Source organism: Wenxinia saemankumensis (assembly GCF_900141735.1).
GTDB classification, from domain to species: Bacteria; Pseudomonadota; Alphaproteobacteria; order Rhodobacterales; family Rhodobacteraceae; genus Wenxinia; species Wenxinia saemankumensis.
Window position 1 is genome coordinate 288,875 of record NZ_FQYO01000005.1, and the last position, 17,836, is coordinate 306,710.

Genomic DNA, 17,836 nt, shown 5'->3' on the forward strand with positions numbered 1-17,836 from the left:
ATCAGCTCGCCGCGCGGGCCTGCCGCTTGCGCTCGTGCGGGTCGAGGAAGCGCTTGCGCAGACGCACCGCGTTCGGCGTCACCTCCACCAGCTCGTCGTCGTCGATATAGGCGATGGCCTGCTCGAGCGACATCTGAACGGGCGGCGTCAGGCGGACGGCCTCGTCCGTGCCGGAGGCGCGGACGTTGGTCAGCTTCTTGCCCTTCAGCGGGTTCACCTCGAGATCGTTGTCACGGCTGTGTTCGCCGATGATCATGCCTTCGTAGACCGGATCCTGCGGGTTGATGAACATCTTGCCCCGCTCCTCGAGGTTCCAAAGAGCATAGGCGACGGCGGTCCCGTTCTCCATCGAGATCAGCACGCCCTGCCGGCGGCCCTGGATCGGCCCCTTGTGGGCGGTCCAGCCGTGGAAGATGCGGTTCAGCACGCCGGTGCCGCGCGTGTCGGTCAGGAACTCGCCGTGATAGCCGATCAGCCCGCGCGAGGGGACATGCGCGACGATGCGCGTCTTGCCCTGGCCGGCGGCCTTCATCTCGATGAGGTCGCCCTTGCGCACGCCGGTCAGCTTCTCGACCACGACGCCGGTGAACTCGTCGTCCACGTCGATCGTGACCTCCTCGACCGGCTCCATCCGCTGGCCGTTCTCCTCGCGCAGGATGACCTGCGGACGCGAGATCGACAGCTCGAACCCCTCGCGGCGCATGTTCTCGATCAGGACGCCCATCTGCAGCTCGCCCCGGCCGGACACGACGAAGGCCTCGCCGCCGGGCGTGTCCTCGATCTTGATCGCGACGTTCGATTCCGCCTCCTTCATCAGCCGCTCGCGGATGACGCGGGACTGCACCTTCTTGCCGTCGCGCCCCGCCAGGGGCGAATCGTTGATGCCGAAGGTGACCGAGATGGTCGGCGGGTCGATCGGCTGGGCCGGGATCGGGATGTCGACCGAAGGGTCGCAGAGCGTATCGGCCACGGTCGCCTTGGTCATGCCGGCGATGGTGACGATGTCGCCCGCCTCGGCCACGTCGATCGGCTGCTGGCCGAGCCCGCGGAAGGCGAGGATCTTGCTGACGCGGAACTGCTCGATCCGCTCGCCCTTGCGCGACAGCGCCTTCAGCGTGTCGCCGGTGGACAGGCGCCCGCTCTCGACCCGGCCGGTCAGGATCCGGCCCATGAACGGGTCGGAGGAGAGGGTCGTGGCCAGCATCCGGAATGGCTGGTCCGCGTTCGTCAGCTGCTTCGGCGGCTCGACATGGCGCGTCACCAGGTCGAACAGGGCCGAGAGGTCCTTGCGCGGCCCGTCCAGCTCCTCGTCGGCCCAGCCGGAACGGCCGGAGGCGTAGAGATGCGGGAAGTCGAGCTGCCGGTCGTCGGCGCCGAGATTGGCGAAGAGATCGAAGCATTCGTCGAGCGCGCGGTCGGGCTCGGCATCGGGCTTGTCGACCTTGTTCAGCACGACGATGGGACGCAGGCCGAGGGCGAGCGCCTTGGAGGTCACGAACTTGGTCTGCGGCATCGGCCCCTCGGCCGCGTCCACCAGCAGGACCACGCCGTCGACCATGCTCAGGATCCGCTCCACCTCGCCGCCGAAATCGGCGTGGCCGGGCGTGTCGACGATGTTGACGCGGGTGCCCTTCCACTCGACGCTCGTGCACTTGGCGAGGATGGTGATCCCGCGCTCGCGCTCGATGTCGTTGCTGTCCATCGCGCGTTCGGTGGTCTGCTGGTTCTCGCGGTAGGTGCCGGACTGCTTCAGCAGCTCGTCGACGAGGGTCGTCTTGCCGTGGTCGACATGGGCGATGATGGCGATGTTGCGGATATCCATGGGCGGCGGGGCCTCTCGTCGGGCAGGAAGGTCAGGAGCGATTGTCGCGGGGTCGCGGGCGCAATAGCCCGCCGGCGGCGGCTTGGCCAGCCGCCCGTCTCGCGCCCCACATCGTCATGCTGCGCCGCGGCGTCAAGTGGCCACGTAGCGGTCCCGGCGGTGATTCACCGCCACGACGAGGTTCATCACCACCGCGCCGAGCAGCGACCAGAGGACGACGGGCCATGCGAACAGGAAGGCGGCGACGGCGAAGACGACCGCATCGACCGCGAGCTGGACGTATCCGGCCCGGAACCCCGTCCTGTCCTGCAGCCAGAGCGCCAGCACCCCGATCCCGCCGAGCGAGCCGTTGTGCCGGAACATCGCCAGCAACCCCAGCCCGACCATGCAGCCGAACAGCACCGCGCCGTAGCCCGTCGCCATCTCGCCGATCTGCCAGACGTTCGGCAGCCATTCGGTCAGCAGCGACAGGGCCGTGACCGAGATCAGCGATTTCAGCGTGAACTCGGCCCCCAGCCGCGTCCAGGCCAGCCAGTAGAAGGGCAGGTTGATGACGAAGAACACGGCGCCGAAGGACCAGCCCGTCAGGTAGGACAGGATCGCGGCGATCCCGGCCGTCTGACCGGTGACGAGGCCGAGATGGGTCAGGATGTGCAGGCCCGACCCGCAGAGCATGATCCCGAGGGCGAGGCCCTGCGCGTCCTCCGCCAGCGAATGGCGGTCGGCGGTGGATTTCAGGCGCGGCGTCAATGCGGGGTCGCCCGGCTGAAGAGGTGGATGACGAGGATGCCGCCCAGGATCATGGCGAGGCCGATCATCGCGGGCAGGTCCAGCCGCTGGCCGAAGACGACGAAGCCGATCACGGCGATCAGGGCGATGCCGAGACCCGACCAGATCGCGTAGACCACGCCGACCGGCATGGTCCTCAGACTGACCGAGAGCAGCGTGAAGGCCGCGGCATAGGCGATCACCACCACGATGGAGGGGACCAGCCGGGTGAATTGCTGCGAGGCCTGCAGCGCCGTGGTCCCGATGGTCTCGGCGATCACGGCGAGGATGAGCGCGACATAGGCGGTGGGCATGGGCGGCCCTCCTTTCCCGCCCCGCCTAGCGCGGCGGCGGGACGCTGTCACGAGGCCGGCGAGCCGGGGGCGGAGCCGGACGGCGCTGCCGTGCCGCGCCGCCCGCTTTTCCGGCGGTCCGTCAGGCGGGCGGAACGGCAGGAGCACGTGCCGGCCGGGCGGGCCTGCGAAGGCACCGCCGACCGAAGCGCGTGTCTCGGCCGTTGGCAGAGGGGGAGAGCCGCCAGTGCGGCAGTCAGGCAGGGGCCGGAACGCGCGGGCGCGATGGCATGGACGCATTCGGCCGACGGGGAGGGGCAGGGCGCCCCTCCCGGTCGAGCGCGCGACCATTGATCGGCCGGCGCCACCCGTGGCCGGCGCCCGAACGCGAAGGGGCCGCCCCCGGATGGAGCGGCCCCAGTTCCGTCGGTCAGGAGCGGATCAGAGCGCCTTCTGGAGGTACTCGTCGACCTTCTCGAGATAGCCCATCGTCGTCAGCCACTTCTGGTCCGGTCCGACGAGCAGGGCGAGGTCCTTGGTCATGTGACCGTCCTCGACGCACTGGACCGTCACCTTCTCGAGCGTCTCGGCGAAGGTCGCGAGCTCGGTATTGCCGTCGAGCTTCGCGCGATGCTTGAGCCCGCCCGTCCAGGCAAAGATCGACGCGATCGAGTTCGTCGACGTCTCCTTGCCTTGCTGGTGCTGGCGGTAGTGCCGGGTGACGGTGCCGTGGGCGGCCTCGGCCTCCACGATCTTGCCGTCCGGCGTCATCAGCTGCGAGGTCATCAGGCCGAGCGAGCCGAAGCCCTGCGCCACGGTGTCGGACTGCACATCGCCGTCGTAGTTCTTGCACGCCCAGACGTAGCCGCCCGACCACTTCATGCTGGCGGCGACCATGTCGTCGATCAGGCGGTGCTCGTAGGTGATCCCGGCCTTCTTGAAGTCGGCCTCGAACTCCTCTTCGTAGACCTTCTGGAAGATGTCCTTGAAGCGGCCGTCATAGGCCTTGAGGATCGTGTTCTTGGTCGACAGGTAGACCGGGTAGCCCCGGTTCAGGCCGTAGTTCAGCGAGGCGCGGGCGAAGTCGTAGATCGACCCGTCGAGGTTGTACATGCCCATCGCCACCCCCGCGGCGGGCGCGTCGAACACCTCGCGCTCGATCGTCTCGCCGTCCTCGCCGACGAAGCGCATCGTCAGCTTGCCCGGCCCGGGGAAGCGGAAATCGGTGGCGCGGTACTGGTCGCCGAAGGCATGGCGCCCGACGACGATCGGCTGCGTCCAGCCCGGCACGAGGCGCGGCACGTTCGAGCAGATGATCGGCTCGCGGAAGATGACGCCGCCGAGGATGTTGCGGATCGTGCCGTTGGGCGAGCGGTACATGCGCTTGAGGTTGAATTCCTCGACCCGCGCCTCGTCCGGCGTGATCGTCGCGCATTTCACGCCGACGCCGATCTCCTTGATCTTCTCGGCCGCGTCGACGGTGATCTGGTCGTCGGTCTCGTCCCGCGCCTCGATGCCGAGATCGTAGTAGAGCAGGTCGATGTCGAGATAGGGCAGGATCAGCTTCTGCTTGATGAAGTCCCAGATGATCCGGGTCATCTCGTCGCCGTCGAGCTCGACGACCGGGTTCTCTACCTTGATCTTGGACATGGGGTCCCTCGCGGCTGATGGATGTGTCGCCCGACCCCTAGCGGAAAGGCCGAAGGCATGGAAGCGGTATGCGGTTGCATACCGCCGTGGCTCCGCCCGGACCCGTTTCGCCCCCAACCGCGTTGATGGGGGGTAACGCAGACGAGAGGAGCCCCCTTATGTCCGCAGCCGACGAATTCTCTCCCCGCGCCGCGAGGCCCGCCGAGGGCCGCCATGGCCCGGCGGCCTCTCGCCCGGTCGACCATGCGAAAGAGCTGGAGAAGCTCGATCGCATGGCGCGTCTCCTCGATGCCAGATACGGGGTGCCGGGAACGCGCTGGCGGTTCGGTCTGGACAGCGTCCTGGGCCTGATCCCGGGGATCGGCGACGCCGCCGCGGCCGCCCCCTCAGCCTGGATCATCCGGAAGGCGCATCAGCTCGGCGTGCCGGGCCACGTCAAGGCGCGGATGGTCGCGAACACGGCGATCGACACGGTCGTCGGGTCCGTGCCCGTTCTCGGCAACGTCTTCGACTTCTTCTACAAGGACAACCTGCGGAACGTGAACCTGCTGCGCGATCACCTCCGCGCGCAGGCGGAGAAGGCCTCTCCGCCGGTCTGACCGCGCGCTTTCCGCTCCCTTTCTCTCAACCGCATCCGGGGCCGGACGTCCCGGCAAGGAGTCTACATGGACCTCATCCGCATCATCCTGTCCGTCCTCATCCCGCCGCTCGGCGTGTTCCTGCAGGTCGGCATCGGCCTGCAGTTCTGGCTGAACATTCTGCTGACGATCCTCGGCTACATTCCGGGGGTGATCCACGCGATCTGGGTCATCACGACCCGCTAGGGCCGGTTGACCGCGAACCAGGCCCGGATATCGGGCAGAAGGGCGTTCCAGATCTCCGGGGCGCCCTTTTTAACTTTGGCTCCGACCCGCCCCTCCATCTTGGCCATGTCGACGGGATAGTCGCGCCACGATCCGCCGCCCGCGGCGAGATTGGCGAGGACCGGCTGGACCCGGTCGATCGCCTTGCCCCAGAGGGCGTCGGCGGTTCGCGCGGCCTCGAACTCGTCCCAAAGGGCGCGAAGCGCGGCGCCCGCCCGCTCCGGCAGCATCCCGTAGAGCCGGTCAGCCGCCTTCCGTTCGGCGCGCTCCACCTCGGCCGCATCGAAGCTGCCGTGGATCGGGTTGTCGCCCGCGTCGATCTCCACGATGTCGTGGACCAGCAGCATCCGCACCGCCCGCGCGACGTCGGCCGGCACGTCCGCATGGGGGGCGAGGACCAGCGCCATCAGGGCGACATGCCAGCTGTGCTCGCCCGAGCGTTCCCGGCGCGAGCCGTCGAACAGCGTCGTGCCGCGCGAGACCGTTTTCAGCCGGTCCGCCTCGACCGCGAAGGCGAGCCGGTGCCGGAAGTCCGGCGAGGAGTCGGGGGGGCGGCGATCGAGAAGCGCCATCGCGTGCCCGTGCAATTCGGGCCAGTCGTCGGCCAGCGGGGCGGAGCGGCCCGTCGTCAGGATCGCCCGCATCACGTCCCGGTCGATGACCGACAGGTCGTCGCGCAGAAGCTCCTGGAACAGCGGCTGGCTGCAATCGAGCATCCGCGCGGCCCGGGCATCGGCCCCTTGCCCGGTCTCGAACTCCTCCCACAGCGCGCGCAGGGCCGCGCCCTGCGCGCGGGGCAGCAGCCCGTACAGGCGATCGGCCGCCAGCGCCTCGGCCGCCGCGATGGCGGGCTCGTCCCGGGGCAGGTGGATCGGATGGTCGCCGGCATCGACCTCCACCAGGTCGTGAAGCAGGAGCATCGTGATCACCCGGTCGGGATCGGCGTCGCGCGCGCGGATCTCCTCCTCGAAGATCAGCGTCCAGAGCGCGACATGCCAGGAATGCTCGGCGCTGTTCTCGCGCCGCGAGCCGTCGGCCAGCGTGCTGGCGCGGTCCACCGATTTCAGGCGGTCCGCCTCGGCGACGAAGGCGAGGCGCGCGGCAAGCTCGGCCTGCGGGGCGGCGAGGGTCGGGCCGGGCCCGTTCATCGGGAAAAGTTCGGCCGCAGCAGGCCCGCCAGGAAATCGCCGGGGAAATAGTCCCAGGGCAGCTGACCGGCGAGCGCGTTGAGCAGCGCCTCGGCGATGGCGGGATCGTGCGGTGCGGTGCCGGCCTGGGCGGGATCGACGATGCTGCGCGGACGCGGCAGCGATTCGAGCCGCAGGATCCGCCAGTGCCCGCTCTCCAGCGCGTCCGGCGCGACGCGCAGGATCGCCGCGACCTCGTCCCCCGCCAGGGGACGCCCGGGATCGGCCCGCAGGATGGACAGGGCGACCAGCGCCTCGGCCCCGGCGGGGGCGGCCACCTGCCCGATCCCGATCCCGCCGTCGAGCAGCGGGACCGCGAAGAGATCGGCCTCGTCCCAGTCCGCCATGGCGCTAGTGGATGTCGGGGTTGTCCGCCGTGGGCGGCGGCGGCGCGGCCTCGCCCCGGCGATGGGCCCGCAGCTTGGCGTCGAGGAAGCGGCGTCCCGCATTGGCCGAGCGGCGGACCCGGATCGCCGTCATGTAGGCCTCCTGCAGGGTCTGCGACTGCGCCAGCAGCACGCCCGATACCTCGTCCACGATGTTGGCGTCGCCCAGCTCCTCCTCCGCCTCGAGGGCGGAGCGGGCCAGCTCGTCGGCGAGATCCTCGACGACGCCCATGACCTAGCGCGTGCTCTCGGTCAGGCGGCGCGTCACGTAGGTCTTCACGTGGTCGATCATCGGCTCCATGTACGGATCCTTGAAGAAGTGATCCGCGCCCTCGAGTTCCTCGTGGGTGATGGTGATGCCCTTCTGCTCCTGCAGCTTGCCCACCAGCGTCCGCGTATCCGCGGGCGGCGCCACGCGGTCGGCGGTCCCGTTGATGATGAGGCCGGAGGAGGGGCAGGGGGCGAGGAACGAGAAATCGTACATGTTCGCCGGCGGCGAGGCGCTGATGAAGCCGGTGATCTCGGGCCGCCGCATCAGAAGCTGCATCCCGATCCAGGCGCCGAAGGAGAAACCGGCGACCCAGCAATGCTTGGCGCCGGTATTCATCGATTGCAGGTAGTCCAGTGCGGCGGCGGCGTCGCTGAGCTCGCCGATGCCCTGGTCGTACTCGCCCTGGCTGCGCCCCACGCCGCGGAAATTGAACCGCAGCACGGTGAAGCCCATCTCGTAGAAGGCGTAGTGCAGGTTGTAGACGACCTTGTTGTTCATCGTGCCGCCGAACTGCGGATGCGGATGCAGCACGATGGCGATGGGGGCGTCGTTCTGGCGCTGGGGGTGGTAGCGACCTTCGAGCCGGCCGTCGGGACCGGGGAAGATGACCTCGGGCATTCGCCTCGTTCCTGTCGTTCGGGCCCCGGGTCCGGTTGGTTGACGAAAACCGTCGGGGACCTTAGAACCATTCTAAAGAGCGGGCCGCGGATCGGGCCGCCGGAGTGCGGGTGGCCTTATCGGGCGGCGCGCGGGACGTCAACGCGGAAGGGATCGCGCGAGCGAGGGCGAGGGGCCGATGAAGCTGTCGACGAAGGGGCGCTACGCCATGGTCGCGCTGGCCGACCTGGCGCTGCTGAAGGACGGGTCGCTCGCCTCGCTGGCCGAGATCTCGCGCCGGCAGGACATCTCGCTGCCCTATCTGGAGCAGCTCTTCGTCAAGCTGCGCCGCGCGGGACTGGTGGACAGCGTGCGCGGCCCCGCGGGCGGCTACCGGCTGGGCCGGCCCGCCTCCGAGATCCGGGTCTCCGACATCCTCGAGGCCGTCGACGAGACGGTGAGCGCGATGCACAAGGGCCGCGGCGCGTCCGGCGGGCTGTCCGGCAGCCGGGCGCAATCGCTGACCAACCGCCTGTGGGAGGGGCTGAGCGCGCATGTCTACGTCTTCCTCCACCAGACGCGGCTGTCGGACGTGGTCGGCAACGGGCTGATGCCCTGCCCGGCGGTGCCCTCGCTCTTCGAGGTGGTCGATGAGTGAGGCGTGGCGATGGGCGGGGACGGGGGAGGGGGGCGCCGCCCCCCGCGCCTGCGGCGCCCCCCCGGAGTATTTCCGGCAAGATAAGGGGAGGGCGGCGTGAGCGCCCCCCGCGTCTATCTCGATCACAACGCCACGGCGCCGCTGCGGCCGGAGGCGCGCGCCGCGATGGCGGCGGCGATGGACGTCGCGGGCAACCCGTCCTCGGTCCATGCCGAGGGGCGGGCCGCGAAGGCGCTGGTCGAGCGGGTGCGCGCGCAGGTGGCCGAGGCGACGGGAGCGGGCGAGGCGGACATCGTCCTCACCTCGGGCGCGACCGAGGGCGCGGCCCTCGCGCTGGCGGGGCGGGGCCTCGTCGGGGCGCCGATCGAGCACGATGCCGTGGCGGGCTGGATCGAGCCGGCGCTGGCGGTCGGGACGGACGGGCGGGTGCGGGTGGAGGCGCCCGAGCGGTCGACCCTGCAGCTGGCCAATTCGGAGACCGGGATCGTGCAGGACCTGCCCGCGGGCCTCGCCGCGTCGGACGTGACGCAGGGGATCGGGCGGCTGCCCTTCTCGTACCAGTGGTCGGGGATCGGCATGGCGATCCTGTCGGCGCACAAGTTCGGCGGGCCGAAGGGCGCGGGCGCCCTGATCCTGCCCCGGGGGGCCGAGCTGGACGCGCGCCAGCGCGGCGGGGGCCAGGAGATGGGCCGCCGGTCGGGGACCGAGAACGTGATCGGCCTGGCCGGGATGGGCGCCGCGATCGAGGCGGCGATGCGGGACCTCGCGGACGGGGTGTGGGAGCGGGTGGCGGGCCTGCGCGACCTGCTGGAGGGGGCCATTGCGAGCGACGCGCCCGACACTACCTTCGTGGGGAAGGGCGGGGCGCGACTGCCGAACACCACGATGATGGTCACCCCCGGCTGGAAGGGCGAGACGCAGGTGATGGGGATGGACCTCGCCGGGTTCGCCGTCTCCGCCGGGTCCGCCTGCTCCAGCGGCAAGGTGCGCCGCAGCCCCGTGCTCGAGGCGCTGGGTATCGAGGCGGCCGATTGCGGGCTGCGCGTCTCGCTGGGGCCGGAGACGACCGAAGAGGACATCATGCGTTTCGCCGAGGCGTGGGGCGCGAAGAGGAAACGGCTACGCCCGCGCGCGGCCTGAACCAGACGAGAGGGGAACGGCGATGAGCACGTTCGAGACCGAAGCTAAAGAGAATGCGGCCCGGGTCAAGGAAGGCGTCGACCGCGAGACGGTGGACGCCGTCACCTCGCTCGCCGGGACCTACAAGCACGGCTGGTCCACCGAGATCGAGATGGACTACGCGCCGAAGGGGCTGAGCGCTGACATCGTCCGCCTGATCAGCGCCAAGAACGACGAGCCCGACTGGATGACCGAGTGGCGGCTGAAGGCCTTCGAGCGCTGGACCGCGCTGGAGGAGCCGGACTGGGCGATGGTCGACTACCCGGACATCGATTTCCAGGACCAGTACTACTACGCCCGGCCGAAAAGCTTCGACAAGAAGCCCAAGAGCCTGGACGAGGTCGATCCCAAGCTGCTGGAGACCTACCAGAAGCTCGGCATTCCTCTGAAGGAGCAGATGATCCTCGCCGGGGTGGAGGGCGCCGAGCAGCCCGCCACGCCCGAGGACAACTCGACCCGCGTCGCGGGCGAGGCGCCGGACGCCACCGAGGATCCGGGCGGCAGCCGCAAGGTCGCGGTCGACGCGGTCTTCGACAGCGTCTCGGTCGGGACGACCTTCAAGAAGGAGCTGGCCAAGGCCGGCGTCATCTTCTGCTCGATCTCGGAGGCGATCCGCGAGCATCCCGAGCTGGTGAGGAAGTATCTCGGCAGCGTCGTGCCCGCCTCGGACAACTTCTACGCGACGCTCAACAGCGCCGTCTTCTCGGACGGGTCCTTTGTCTACGTCCCGCCCGGCGTGCGCTGCCCGATGGAGCTGAGCACCTATTTCCGCATCAATGCGGAGAATACCGGCCAGTTCGAGCGGACGCTCATCATCGCGGACAAGGGCAGCTACGTCTCCTATCTCGAGGGCTGCACCGCGCCGCAGCGCGACACCGCGCAGCTGCATGCGGCGGTCGTCGAGATCGTCGTCGAGGAAGACGCCGAGGTGAAGTATTCCACCGTCCAGAACTGGTTCCCGGGCGACGAGCAGGGGCGGGGCGGCATCTACAACTTCGTCACCAAGCGCGCGGATTGCCGGGGCGACCGGTCGAAGGTGATGTGGACGCAGGTCGAGACGGGCTCGGCCGTGACCTGGAAATACCCGTCCTGCATCCTGCGGGGCGACGACAGCCAGGGCGAGTTCTACTCGATCGCGATCACCAACAACCATCAGCAGGCCGATACCGGCACCAAGATGACCCATCTGGGCAAGCGCACCAAGTCGCGCATTGTGTCCAAGGGGATCAGCGCCGGGCTGGCGCAGAACACCTATCGCGGGCTCGTCTCGATCCACCCCAGGGCGGTGGACAGCCGGAACTACACGCAATGCGACAGCCTGCTGATCGGGTCGGACTGCGGGGCGCACACGGTCCCCTATATCGAGGTGAAGAACAATTCGAGCCGGGTGGAGCACGAGGCGACGACCTCGAAGGTCGACGACGACCAGATGTTCTACTGCCAGTCCCGCGGCATGGACGAGGAGGAGGCCGTGGCCCTCATCGTCAACGGCTTCTGCAAGGACGTGCTGCAGGCCCTGCCGATGGAATTCGCGATGGAGGCGCAGGCGCTGGTCGCGATCAGCCTCGAGGGGTCGGTGGGTTGACCTGGGGCCAGGCCTTCCGCGCGACGGGGCGGAGCGCGGCGTTCTTCGCCGTGGCCTATTTCGTCCTGACGGCGCTGCTCGACCTGTGGCTGGTCGGCGCGGTCGACTGGGCCGAGCAGGCCGTCTCGACGGTGATCGTGGTGCCGATCTACTGGGCCGTGATCGCCTGGATGGCCCGGCGCCGGGCGGGGCCCGGCCCGGGCGGGGAGGGCCGATGATCCATCATGACCTCCGCCGCGATGCTTCCGATCCTGCTGCTGATCGCCTCCAACGTCTTCATGACGGTGGCGTGGTACGGGCATCTGCGGTTTCCGGCCGCGCCGCTCGCCCTCGTCGTGATGGCGAGCTGGGGGATCGCGTTCTTCGAGTACTGGCTGGCCGTGCCGGCGAACCGGATCGGCTACGGCACCTATTCGGCGGCGCAGCTCAAGACCATCCAGGAGGTCGTGACGCTGACCGTGTTCGTCGGCTTCTCGGCCCTGGTGCTGGGCGAGATGCCGACCTGGCGGACGGGGCTGGGCTTCGCCTTCATCGCGGCGGGGGCCGCGCTGATCTTCCGGGGCTGAGCGAGAGGAGAGAGAGATGATCGTCACCACCACGCCCTCGGTCGAGGGGCGCCCGATCAGCGGCTACAAGGGGATCGTGACCGGCGAGGCCATTCTCGGCGCGAACGTCTTCCGCGATCTCTTCGCCGGGATCCGCGACATCGTCGGCGGTCGCTCGGGCGCCTACGAGCGCGCCCTGCAGGAGGCGCGCGAGACCGCCATCGCCGAGATGGAGGCCAATGCCGGCAAGCTGGGGGCCGACGCGGTGGTCGGGGTCGACCTCGACTACGAGGTGATCGGGCAGAACGGCTCGATGCTGATGGTCTCGGCCAGCGGGACGGCCGTCACCCTTGGCTGAGACGGCGGACCTGCCGGACCTGGAGCTGCGGCTGCCGGGCGACGAGGCCGCGTTGCTGCGCGAGGAATATTCCCGCGCGCGGTCGATCCTCGAATACGGCTGCGGCGGATCCACCGCCATTGCCGGCGCGGTCGAGGGGGCCTCGGTCTTCTCGGTCGAGAGCGACGAAGCCTGGATCGAGCGGATCGAGGACTGGTTCGCGGCCCATCCGCCGGCGGCGGAGGTGCATCTGCACCATGCCGATATCGGGCCTGTGACGAAATGGGGCCGGCCGGCGAACATGCGGACCGCCCGCCGGTTTCCGGGCTACGCCCTGTCGGTCTGGGACCGGCCGGATTTCGTGCAGCCCGACGTGGTGCTGGTCGACGGCCGGTTCCGCGCGGCCTGCCTGCTGGCGACGCTTTTCCGCACCCAGCGGGGCTGCACGCTGCTGTTCGACGATTATGTCGGGCGGCCGCATTATCACGGGGTCGAACGCTTCGTCCGGCCCGAACGGATCGTCGGCCGCATGGCCCGGTTCGAGATCACGCCCATGAGCGTTCCCCCCGAGGATCTGCTCTGGGTCATCACGGAATTCGTCAGGTGGCAGTGACCGCCTGCAGAGAAGGAGAAGACAGATGCTGGATATCAAGGGCCTGACGGTCGATCTCGAGGAAGAGGACAAGCAGATCCTGAAGGGCGTCGACCTGAGCGTCGAGGCCGGCAAGGTGCATGCCATCATGGGCCCGAACGGGTCCGGCAAGTCGACCCTGTCCTACGTCCTGTCGGGGCGCGAGGGCTACGAGGTGACGGGCGGCAGCGCCACGCTGGACGGGCAGGACCTGCTGGACATGGATCCCGAGGAGCGCGCGGCCGCGGGCCTGTTCCTCGCCTTCCAGTACCCGGTCGAGATCCCCGGCGTCGGCAACATGACCTTCCTGCGCACTGCGCTGAACGCGCAGCGCAAGGCGCGCGGCGAGGAGGAGGTGTCCTCCGCCGAGTTCCTCAAGCTCGTGCGCGAGAAGGCGAAGACCCTGAAGATCGACGCCGACATGCTGAAGCGCCCGCTGAACGTGGGCTTCTCGGGCGGCGAGAAGAAGCGCAACGAGATCCTGCAGATGGCCGTGCTCGAGCCGCGCATGTGCATCCTCGACGAGACCGATTCGGGTCTCGACGTGGACGCGATGAAGCTGGTCTCGGACGGGGTGAACGCGCTGCGCGACGAAGGCCGCGGCTTCCTCGTCATCACCCATTACCAGCGCCTGCTCGACCACATCACGCCGGACGTGGTGCACATCATGGCGGACGGCCGCATCGTGAAGACAGGTGGGCCGGAACTGGCCCTGGAGGTCGAGAAGAACGGCTACACGGACATCCTGTCGGAGGTGGCGTGATGCGGCTAGCTCCGAACTTCGCGAAACCGAGCCAGGCGCGCACCGACGCGACCGAGGCGCGGCTGTCCGGCCTGGCGCTGCCCGAGAGCGGCGCCTGGGGCCGGGCCGCGCGTCAGGACGCGCTGGACCGTCTGCGGGAAATGGGGCTGCCCCAGCCCCGCGACGAATACTGGCGGATGACCAATCCCCGGCCGCTGAACGGCGCGCAGGCCGAGGCGGCCGACCTCATGGCCGACGACGAGGCGCCGATCTGGGGCGAGACCGGGGCGCTGCGGATCGTGTTCCGCGACGGTGTGTTCGATGCGGCGGCCTCGGATGATCTTTCCGCGATTGAGGGCGTGCGGATCGAGCGCCTCGCCGACGCGATGGCGGGCGACATCCACTGGGCCAAGGATCTCTACGGCGCGCTCGAATCGCGCGGCCAGTCGCCCGTTCCGCGACCCTTCGCGGCGCTCAACACCGCGACGGCCACGGACGGCGTGGTGATCGACGCGACCGCCGCCGCCAGCCGCGCCATCCGCGTCGTCTACGAACGGTCGGACGAGGGCGCCGACCCGGTGCTGCACAGCCTCGTCCGGGTCGCCCCCGGCGCCGAGGTCACGCTGCTCGAAAGCGGCGCGGGCGGGGCGCGGATCAACACCGTGCTCGAGGCCGACATCGCGGATGGCGGACGCTTCCACCATGTCCGGATGCAGGGCCGCGATCCCGGCCGGCGCGCGGTCACCCATTCCTTCGCCCGGCTCGGCGCCGAGGCCGCGTTCAAGAGCTTCACGCTCACCATGAACGGCTTCCTCACCCGCAACGAGCAGGTCGTGGAATTCACCGGCGACGACGCGATTGCCCATGTCGCGGGCGCCTGCGTGGGCGACGGCCGGGACTTCCACCACGACGATACCGTCTTCGTCACCCATGACGCCCTGCGCTGCGAGAGCCGTCAGGTCTTCAAGAAGGTGCTGAAGAACGGCGCGACCGGCGTCTTCCAGGGCAAGATCCTGGTGAAGGCGGGCGCGCAGAAGACCGACGGCTACCAGATCAGCCAGTCGCTGCTTCTGGACGACGACAGCCAGTTCCTCGCCAAGCCCGAGCTCGAGATCTATGCCGACGACGTGGCCTGCAGCCACGGCTCCACCACCGGCGCGATCGACCCGACGGCGCTGTTCTACCTGCGCTCGCGCGGGGTGCCTGAGGCGGAGGCGCAGGACCTTATGGTCCTCGCCTTCCTCGCCGAGGCGCTGGAGGAGATCGAGGACGGCGACCTCGCCGAGGAGCTGCGCGTCCGGCTCGAAGGCTGGCTCGCGCGGCGGGCCGGCTAGGACCTTGGCCGTCACGACCGACATCGCCCGCACCTACCGCGCCCCGCGCGGCGTGGTCCGGTCCATCCTGAACCGGTCCCCGCGCGAGGGCGTGGCGCTGGCCTTCCTGATGATCGGCTGCGCGCTGGTCTTCGTCGGCCAATGGCCGCGCCTCTCGCGCGAGGGGCTGGAGGCCGCGCGGGCGCTGGTCGCGTCGGGACAGGCGGGCGGGGTCGAGGCGCTGGCGCGGGACGAGACCGCGCGCCTCATGGCCTACGAGGCGCTGGGCTGGCTCTTCGTCTGGCCGCTGTTTCTCTATCTCGTCGCCGGGATCTCGTATCTGGCGCTGCGGCGCGTGCTGCCGGCGCTGACCGGCCTCGGCGCGCGGGTGGCCCTGTTCTGGGCGGTGCTCGCGGCCGCGCCGCTGGCGCTGCTCTTCGGACTGACGCGGGGCATCGTGGGCGAGGGGCCGGCGGCGGCGATCACCGGCGCGCTCTGGCTGGTCGCGTTGCTCTGGTTCTGGATCGCCGGCCTTCGCGCGGCGGGGGCCCGCCGTGGCTAATCCGCTTGGCGCCGCGATCGGCCTGTCGCTCACCGATCCGCGCCGCGCGGCGGCGGCGATCCTGGCGCTGCGCCTGCCGCGCCCGGTCCTCGTCGAGGCGCTCATCCTCGTCACCGCGCTCGGCACGCTGGCGGCGCTGCTCGGCTCCGCGGAGATGCAGATCGTCCTGCCGCTGGGCGAGACGGGCGCGCTCGTCTTCAGCCCGTTCCTCTACGCGCTGCTGCTCGGCTCGGCGCTGACCGTCACCGCCCTCGCCATCGATCTCGTCGGCCGCATGATGGGCGGGGCGGGGAAGTTCGCGGATGCGCTCGCCCTCGTCGTCTGGATCGAGGTGCTGGCCCTCGTCGTGCGGCTGGCCCAGATGGCGGCCTTCCTCCTCTCGTCGCTGGTCGGGGCGATCGTCTCGATTGCCGGACTGGGTCTGCTGCTCTGGTGCCTCATCAACTTCGTCCGGGTCCTGCACGGTTTCGACGGGCCCGGCCGGGCCGCCGCCGTGCTGATCCTCTCCTTCCTCGGCATCGGCTTCGGGCTGAGCCTCATCCTCGCGCTGATCGGCGTGGGCGCCACCACAACGACAACGGGAGCCTGACATGTACGATGTCGAAGCGATCCGCCGCGACTTCCCGATCCTCTCGCGCGAGGTCAACGGCAAGCCGCTCGTCTATCTCGACAACGGCGCCTCGGCCCAGAAGCCGCAGGTGGTGATCGACGCGGTCACACGCGCCTATGCCGAGGAATACGCCAACGTCCATCGCGGCCTGCACACCCTCTCCACCATCGCGACCGAACGCTACGAGGGCGTGCGCGGGATCGTGGCGCGGTTCCTCGGCGCGAAGAGCGAGGAGGAGATCGTCTTCACCTCCGGCACGACCGAGGGGATCAACCTCGTCTCCTATGCCTGGGCCGCGCCCCGGATAGAGCCCGGCGACGAGATCGTGCTGTCCGTGCTCGAGCATCACGCGAACATCGTCCCCTGGCATTTCCTGCGCGAGCGTCAGGGCGCGGTGCTGAAATGGGTCGAATGCGACATGAACGGCGCGCTGGACACCCAGGCCGTGATCGACGCGATCGGCCCCCGGACGAAGCTGGTCGCGATCACCCACCTGTCCAACGTCACCGGCACCGTCGTCGACGTCAAGGCGATCTGCGCCGCCGCCCGGGCGAAGGGCGTGCCGGTCCTCGTCGACGGTAGCCAGGCGGCGGTCCACATGCCCGTGAACGTGGGCGAGATCGGCTGCGACTTCTATGCGGTGACGGGGCACAAGCTCTACGGGCCGAGCGGCTCCGGCGCGATCTGGATCGCTCCCGAGCGCCAGGCCGAGATGCGCCCCTTCCTGGGTGGCGGCGACATGATCCGCGAGGTGGGACGAGAGACGATCACCTGGAACGATCCCCCGATGAAGTTCGAGGCCGGAACCCCCGGCATCGTCCAGACCATCGGCATGGGCGTCGCGCTCGACTACATGATGGGGCTGGGGATGGAGAACATCGCCGCCCACGAGCGCGACGTCGGCACCTACGCGCAGGAGCGGCTCGCCGGCCTCGACTGGCTGCAGATCCAGGGCCGGGCCGAGGGGAAGGCCGCGATCTTCTCCTTCACGCTCGACGGGCCGGCCCATGCGCACGACATCTCCACCGTGCTCGACAAGAAGGGCATCGCGGTGCGGGCTGGCACCCATTGCGCCATGCCGCTGCTCGAGCATCTCGGCACCGGCGCCACCTGCCGCGCCTCGTTCGGCCTCTACAACACCAGGGCCGAGGTCGACGCGCTCGTCGACGCGCTGGAGCTCTGCCACGATCTCTTCGCCTGAGCGGACAGGGGCGGGCCGGTGGAAGGACCGAGGGGGCAGGGGCGCAGATCGGCGATTGCACCCCCCGCCCGCCTTCGGTATGAGGCCCCCCAGCGGGACCGTTAGCTCAGCTGGATAGAGCGCTGCCCTCCGAAGGCAGAGGCCAGAGGTTCGAATCCTCTACGGTCCGCCACTCCATCCGTTTGGTAGAAGCTTTTTTTGTCTTTTGACAAAGCTTTGGCTGCAGGGCTGGGAAATTAGAGCCTGGCCCATCATCGATCTGCTACTCATTTTTCACCACATTCTGCTACCCGCACCCTCTTTCCGGTAGCACCCATTGTCCTCCAGCCTCATCCGCCGTGGCCGAACTTGGTATCTGAAACGCCGTGTCCCTGCGCGGTTCGTTTCGGTCGAGTCGCGCCCCGTGATCTGGGAAAGCCTCAAGACCGACTTGCAGTCTGTGGCGATGCAGAAGGCTGAGCGGGTCTGGACGGGTTACCTCGAGGCTTGAGAGTCGCGGCTGGACGGGCGGGACGACGACGCCGAAGTCTGATTCCGGGCCTGTGAACCGGCATGGAAAAGTGACCCCGTAGCGGGGTGATCGGCGTCCAAAAATGACCCCCTTACATCGGTGGCCATGATGCTCCTGGGGCAACC

Annotated in this window: 23 protein-coding genes and 1 tRNA gene; 16 read left to right on the forward strand and 8 right to left on the reverse strand. The window is 69.3% G+C overall.

Annotation, left to right across the window (positions count from 1 at the left end; translation table 11 throughout):
• Position 1: 1 nt before the first annotated feature.
• From typA to BUE30_RS15035, 4 genes are all read right to left on the reverse strand, one after another.
• Positions 2-1,822 (reverse strand): translational GTPase TypA, encoded by a 1,821-nt coding sequence (typA, locus tag BUE30_RS15020; protein WP_073332877.1) that lies wholly within the window; start codon positions 1,820-1,822, stop codon positions 2-4.
• A gap of 132 nt (positions 1,823-1,954) precedes the next feature.
• Positions 1,955-2,497: a YitT family protein gene (locus BUE30_RS15025; RefSeq protein ID WP_073333071.1), complete on the reverse strand. Its 543-nt coding sequence runs from the start codon at positions 2,495-2,497 to the stop codon at positions 1,955-1,957.
• Between the two features lie 71 nt (positions 2,498-2,568).
• A complete protein-coding gene (locus BUE30_RS15030) occupies positions 2,569-2,904 on the reverse strand; it encodes a DMT family transporter (protein WP_073332881.1) in 336 nt (111 codons plus the stop codon).
• 420 nt (positions 2,905-3,324) lie between these two features.
• Complete coding sequence (locus BUE30_RS15035) at positions 3,325-4,533, reverse strand: NADP-dependent isocitrate dehydrogenase (protein WP_073332885.1); 1,209 nt, start codon at positions 4,531-4,533, stop codon at positions 3,325-3,327.
• A 158-nt stretch (positions 4,534-4,691) separates the two neighbouring features.
• On the opposite strand from BUE30_RS15035, the gene BUE30_RS15040 reads away from it, so the two are divergent.
• Positions 4,692-5,132 (forward strand): DUF4112 domain-containing protein, encoded by a 441-nt coding sequence (locus BUE30_RS15040; RefSeq protein WP_083601412.1) that lies wholly within the window; start codon positions 4,692-4,694, stop codon positions 5,130-5,132.
• A 66-nt stretch (positions 5,133-5,198) separates the two neighbouring features.
• On the forward strand, positions 5,199-5,357 hold the full coding sequence (locus BUE30_RS15045) for a YqaE/Pmp3 family membrane protein (protein ID WP_073332888.1): 159 nt from the start codon (positions 5,199-5,201) through the stop codon (positions 5,355-5,357).
• Here BUE30_RS15045 and BUE30_RS15050 read toward each other — a convergent pair.
• The 4 genes from BUE30_RS15050 to BUE30_RS15065 are packed head-to-tail and all read right to left on the reverse strand — an operon-like array spanning position 5,354 to position 7,858.
• Positions 5,354-6,544, reverse strand: coding sequence for an HD domain-containing protein (locus BUE30_RS15050; RefSeq protein WP_073332893.1), 1,191 nt, complete (start codon positions 6,542-6,544; stop codon positions 5,354-5,356). The two genes, BUE30_RS15045 and BUE30_RS15050, sit on opposite strands and share 4 nt — an antisense overlap.
• Positions 6,541-6,930, reverse strand: coding sequence for a hypothetical protein (locus BUE30_RS15055; protein WP_073332897.1), 390 nt, complete (start codon positions 6,928-6,930; stop codon positions 6,541-6,543). The genes BUE30_RS15050 and BUE30_RS15055 overlap by 4 nt, the downstream gene beginning before the upstream one ends.
• A 4-nt stretch (positions 6,931-6,934) precedes the next feature.
• Entirely contained in the window at positions 6,935-7,201 is a 267-nt protein-coding gene (locus BUE30_RS15060) for a hypothetical protein (RefSeq protein WP_073332901.1), read from the reverse strand.
• A 3-nt stretch (positions 7,202-7,204) separates the two neighbouring features.
• Positions 7,205-7,858: an alpha/beta hydrolase gene (locus BUE30_RS15065; RefSeq protein ID WP_073332905.1), complete on the reverse strand. Its 654-nt coding sequence runs from the start codon at positions 7,856-7,858 to the stop codon at positions 7,205-7,207.
• A 178-nt stretch (positions 7,859-8,036) separates the two neighbouring features.
• Here BUE30_RS15065 and iscR point away from each other — a divergent pair, with 178 nt between their 5' ends.
• The 14 genes from iscR (at position 8,037) to BUE30_RS18260 (ending at position 17,690) form a co-directional block, all read left to right on the forward strand.
• Positions 8,037-8,495, forward strand: a complete 459-nt coding sequence (gene iscR, locus BUE30_RS15070; RefSeq protein WP_073332909.1) for a Fe-S cluster assembly transcriptional regulator IscR — start codon at positions 8,037-8,039, stop codon at positions 8,493-8,495.
• Between the two features lie 96 nt (positions 8,496-8,591).
• Positions 8,592-9,635 (forward strand): cysteine desulfurase family protein, encoded by a 1,044-nt coding sequence (locus tag BUE30_RS15075; RefSeq protein ID WP_073332912.1) that lies wholly within the window; start codon positions 8,592-8,594, stop codon positions 9,633-9,635.
• Between the two features lie 22 nt (positions 9,636-9,657).
• Positions 9,658-11,259: a Fe-S cluster assembly protein SufB gene (gene sufB, locus BUE30_RS15080; RefSeq protein ID WP_073332917.1), complete on the forward strand. Its 1,602-nt coding sequence runs from the start codon at positions 9,658-9,660 to the stop codon at positions 11,257-11,259.
• Positions 11,256-11,477 (forward strand): hypothetical protein, encoded by a 222-nt coding sequence (locus BUE30_RS15085; RefSeq protein WP_073332921.1) that lies wholly within the window; start codon positions 11,256-11,258, stop codon positions 11,475-11,477. The genes sufB and BUE30_RS15085 overlap by 4 nt, the downstream gene beginning before the upstream one ends.
• A 6-nt stretch (positions 11,478-11,483) precedes the next feature.
• Positions 11,484-11,825, forward strand: a complete 342-nt coding sequence (locus tag BUE30_RS15090) for a DMT family protein (protein WP_073332926.1) — start codon at positions 11,484-11,486, stop codon at positions 11,823-11,825.
• Between the two features lie 16 nt (positions 11,826-11,841).
• Positions 11,842-12,162, forward strand: a complete 321-nt coding sequence (locus tag BUE30_RS15095) for a heavy metal-binding domain-containing protein (protein ID WP_073332931.1) — start codon at positions 11,842-11,844, stop codon at positions 12,160-12,162.
• Positions 12,155-12,754 carry a class I SAM-dependent methyltransferase gene (locus BUE30_RS15100; RefSeq protein WP_073332935.1) on the forward strand — a complete coding sequence of 200 codons (600 nt, stop codon included), beginning with the start codon at positions 12,155-12,157 and terminating at the stop codon, positions 12,752-12,754. Before BUE30_RS15095 ends, BUE30_RS15100 begins: the two co-directional genes overlap by 8 nt.
• A 25-nt stretch (positions 12,755-12,779) precedes the next feature.
• Complete coding sequence (gene sufC, locus BUE30_RS15105) at positions 12,780-13,535, forward strand: Fe-S cluster assembly ATPase SufC (protein ID WP_073332939.1); 756 nt, start codon at positions 12,780-12,782, stop codon at positions 13,533-13,535.
• Complete coding sequence (locus tag BUE30_RS15110; protein ID WP_073332943.1) at positions 13,535-14,848, forward strand: SufB/SufD family protein; 1,314 nt, start codon at positions 13,535-13,537, stop codon at positions 14,846-14,848. Before sufC ends, BUE30_RS15110 begins: the two co-directional genes overlap by 1 nt.
• 4 nt (positions 14,849-14,852) lie before the next feature.
• The gene (locus tag BUE30_RS15115) at positions 14,853-15,389 is read left to right on the forward strand and encodes a hypothetical protein (protein WP_073332947.1); all 537 of its coding nucleotides are present in this window, start codon (positions 14,853-14,855) and stop codon (positions 15,387-15,389) included.
• On the forward strand, positions 15,382-15,978 hold the full coding sequence (locus BUE30_RS15120) for a Yip1 family protein (protein WP_073332951.1): 597 nt from the start codon (positions 15,382-15,384) through the stop codon (positions 15,976-15,978). The genes BUE30_RS15115 and BUE30_RS15120 overlap by 8 nt, the downstream gene beginning before the upstream one ends.
• Position 15,979: 1 nt before the next feature.
• The gene (locus BUE30_RS15125) at positions 15,980-17,200 is read left to right on the forward strand and encodes a cysteine desulfurase (protein WP_073332955.1); all 1,221 of its coding nucleotides are present in this window, start codon (positions 15,980-15,982) and stop codon (positions 17,198-17,200) included.
• 95 nt (positions 17,201-17,295) lie between these two features.
• Positions 17,296-17,372 (forward strand) — tRNA-Arg (locus BUE30_RS15130).
• Positions 17,373-17,516: 144 nt separating this feature from the next.
• Complete coding sequence (locus tag BUE30_RS18260; protein WP_425303935.1) at positions 17,517-17,690, forward strand: DUF6538 domain-containing protein; 174 nt, start codon at positions 17,517-17,519, stop codon at positions 17,688-17,690.
• Positions 17,691-17,836: the final 146 nt, after the last annotated feature.

Bases quoted from the DNA above. Each gene is read 5' to 3' on its own strand.
- typA (WP_073332877.1), bottom strand. From the start codon at position 1,822: ATGGATATCCGCAACATCGCCATCATCGCCCATGTCGACCACGGCAAG.
- BUE30_RS15025 (WP_073333071.1), bottom strand. From the start codon at position 2,497: ATGCTCTGCGGGTCGGGCCTGCACATCCTGACCCATCTCGGCCTCGTC.
- BUE30_RS15030 (WP_073332881.1), bottom strand. From the start codon at position 2,904: ATGCCCACCGCCTATGTCGCGCTCATCCTCGCCGTGATCGCCGAGACC.
- BUE30_RS15035 (WP_073332885.1), bottom strand. From the start codon at position 4,533: ATGTCCAAGATCAAGGTAGAGAACCCGGTCGTCGAGCTCGACGGCGAC.
- BUE30_RS15040 (WP_083601412.1), top strand. From the start codon at position 4,692: ATGTCCGCAGCCGACGAATTCTCTCCCCGCGCCGCGAGGCCCGCCGAG.
- BUE30_RS15045 (WP_073332888.1), top strand. From the start codon at position 5,199: ATGGACCTCATCCGCATCATCCTGTCCGTCCTCATCCCGCCGCTCGGC.
- BUE30_RS15050 (WP_073332893.1), bottom strand. From the start codon at position 6,544: ATGAACGGGCCCGGCCCGACCCTCGCCGCCCCGCAGGCCGAGCTTGCC.
- BUE30_RS15055 (WP_073332897.1), bottom strand. From the start codon at position 6,930: ATGGCGGACTGGGACGAGGCCGATCTCTTCGCGGTCCCGCTGCTCGAC.
- BUE30_RS15060 (WP_073332901.1), bottom strand. From the start codon at position 7,201: ATGGGCGTCGTCGAGGATCTCGCCGACGAGCTGGCCCGCTCCGCCCTC.
- BUE30_RS15065 (WP_073332905.1), bottom strand. From the start codon at position 7,858: ATGCCCGAGGTCATCTTCCCCGGTCCCGACGGCCGGCTCGAAGGTCGC.
- iscR (WP_073332909.1), top strand. From the start codon at position 8,037: ATGAAGCTGTCGACGAAGGGGCGCTACGCCATGGTCGCGCTGGCCGAC.
- sufB (WP_073332917.1), top strand. From the start codon at position 9,658: ATGAGCACGTTCGAGACCGAAGCTAAAGAGAATGCGGCCCGGGTCAAG.
- BUE30_RS15090 (WP_073332926.1), top strand. From the start codon at position 11,484: ATGACCTCCGCCGCGATGCTTCCGATCCTGCTGCTGATCGCCTCCAAC.
- BUE30_RS15095 (WP_073332931.1), top strand. From the start codon at position 11,842: ATGATCGTCACCACCACGCCCTCGGTCGAGGGGCGCCCGATCAGCGGC.
- sufC (WP_073332939.1), top strand. From the start codon at position 12,780: ATGCTGGATATCAAGGGCCTGACGGTCGATCTCGAGGAAGAGGACAAG.
- BUE30_RS15110 (WP_073332943.1), top strand. From the start codon at position 13,535: ATGCGGCTAGCTCCGAACTTCGCGAAACCGAGCCAGGCGCGCACCGAC.
- BUE30_RS15125 (WP_073332955.1), top strand. From the start codon at position 15,980: ATGTACGATGTCGAAGCGATCCGCCGCGACTTCCCGATCCTCTCGCGC.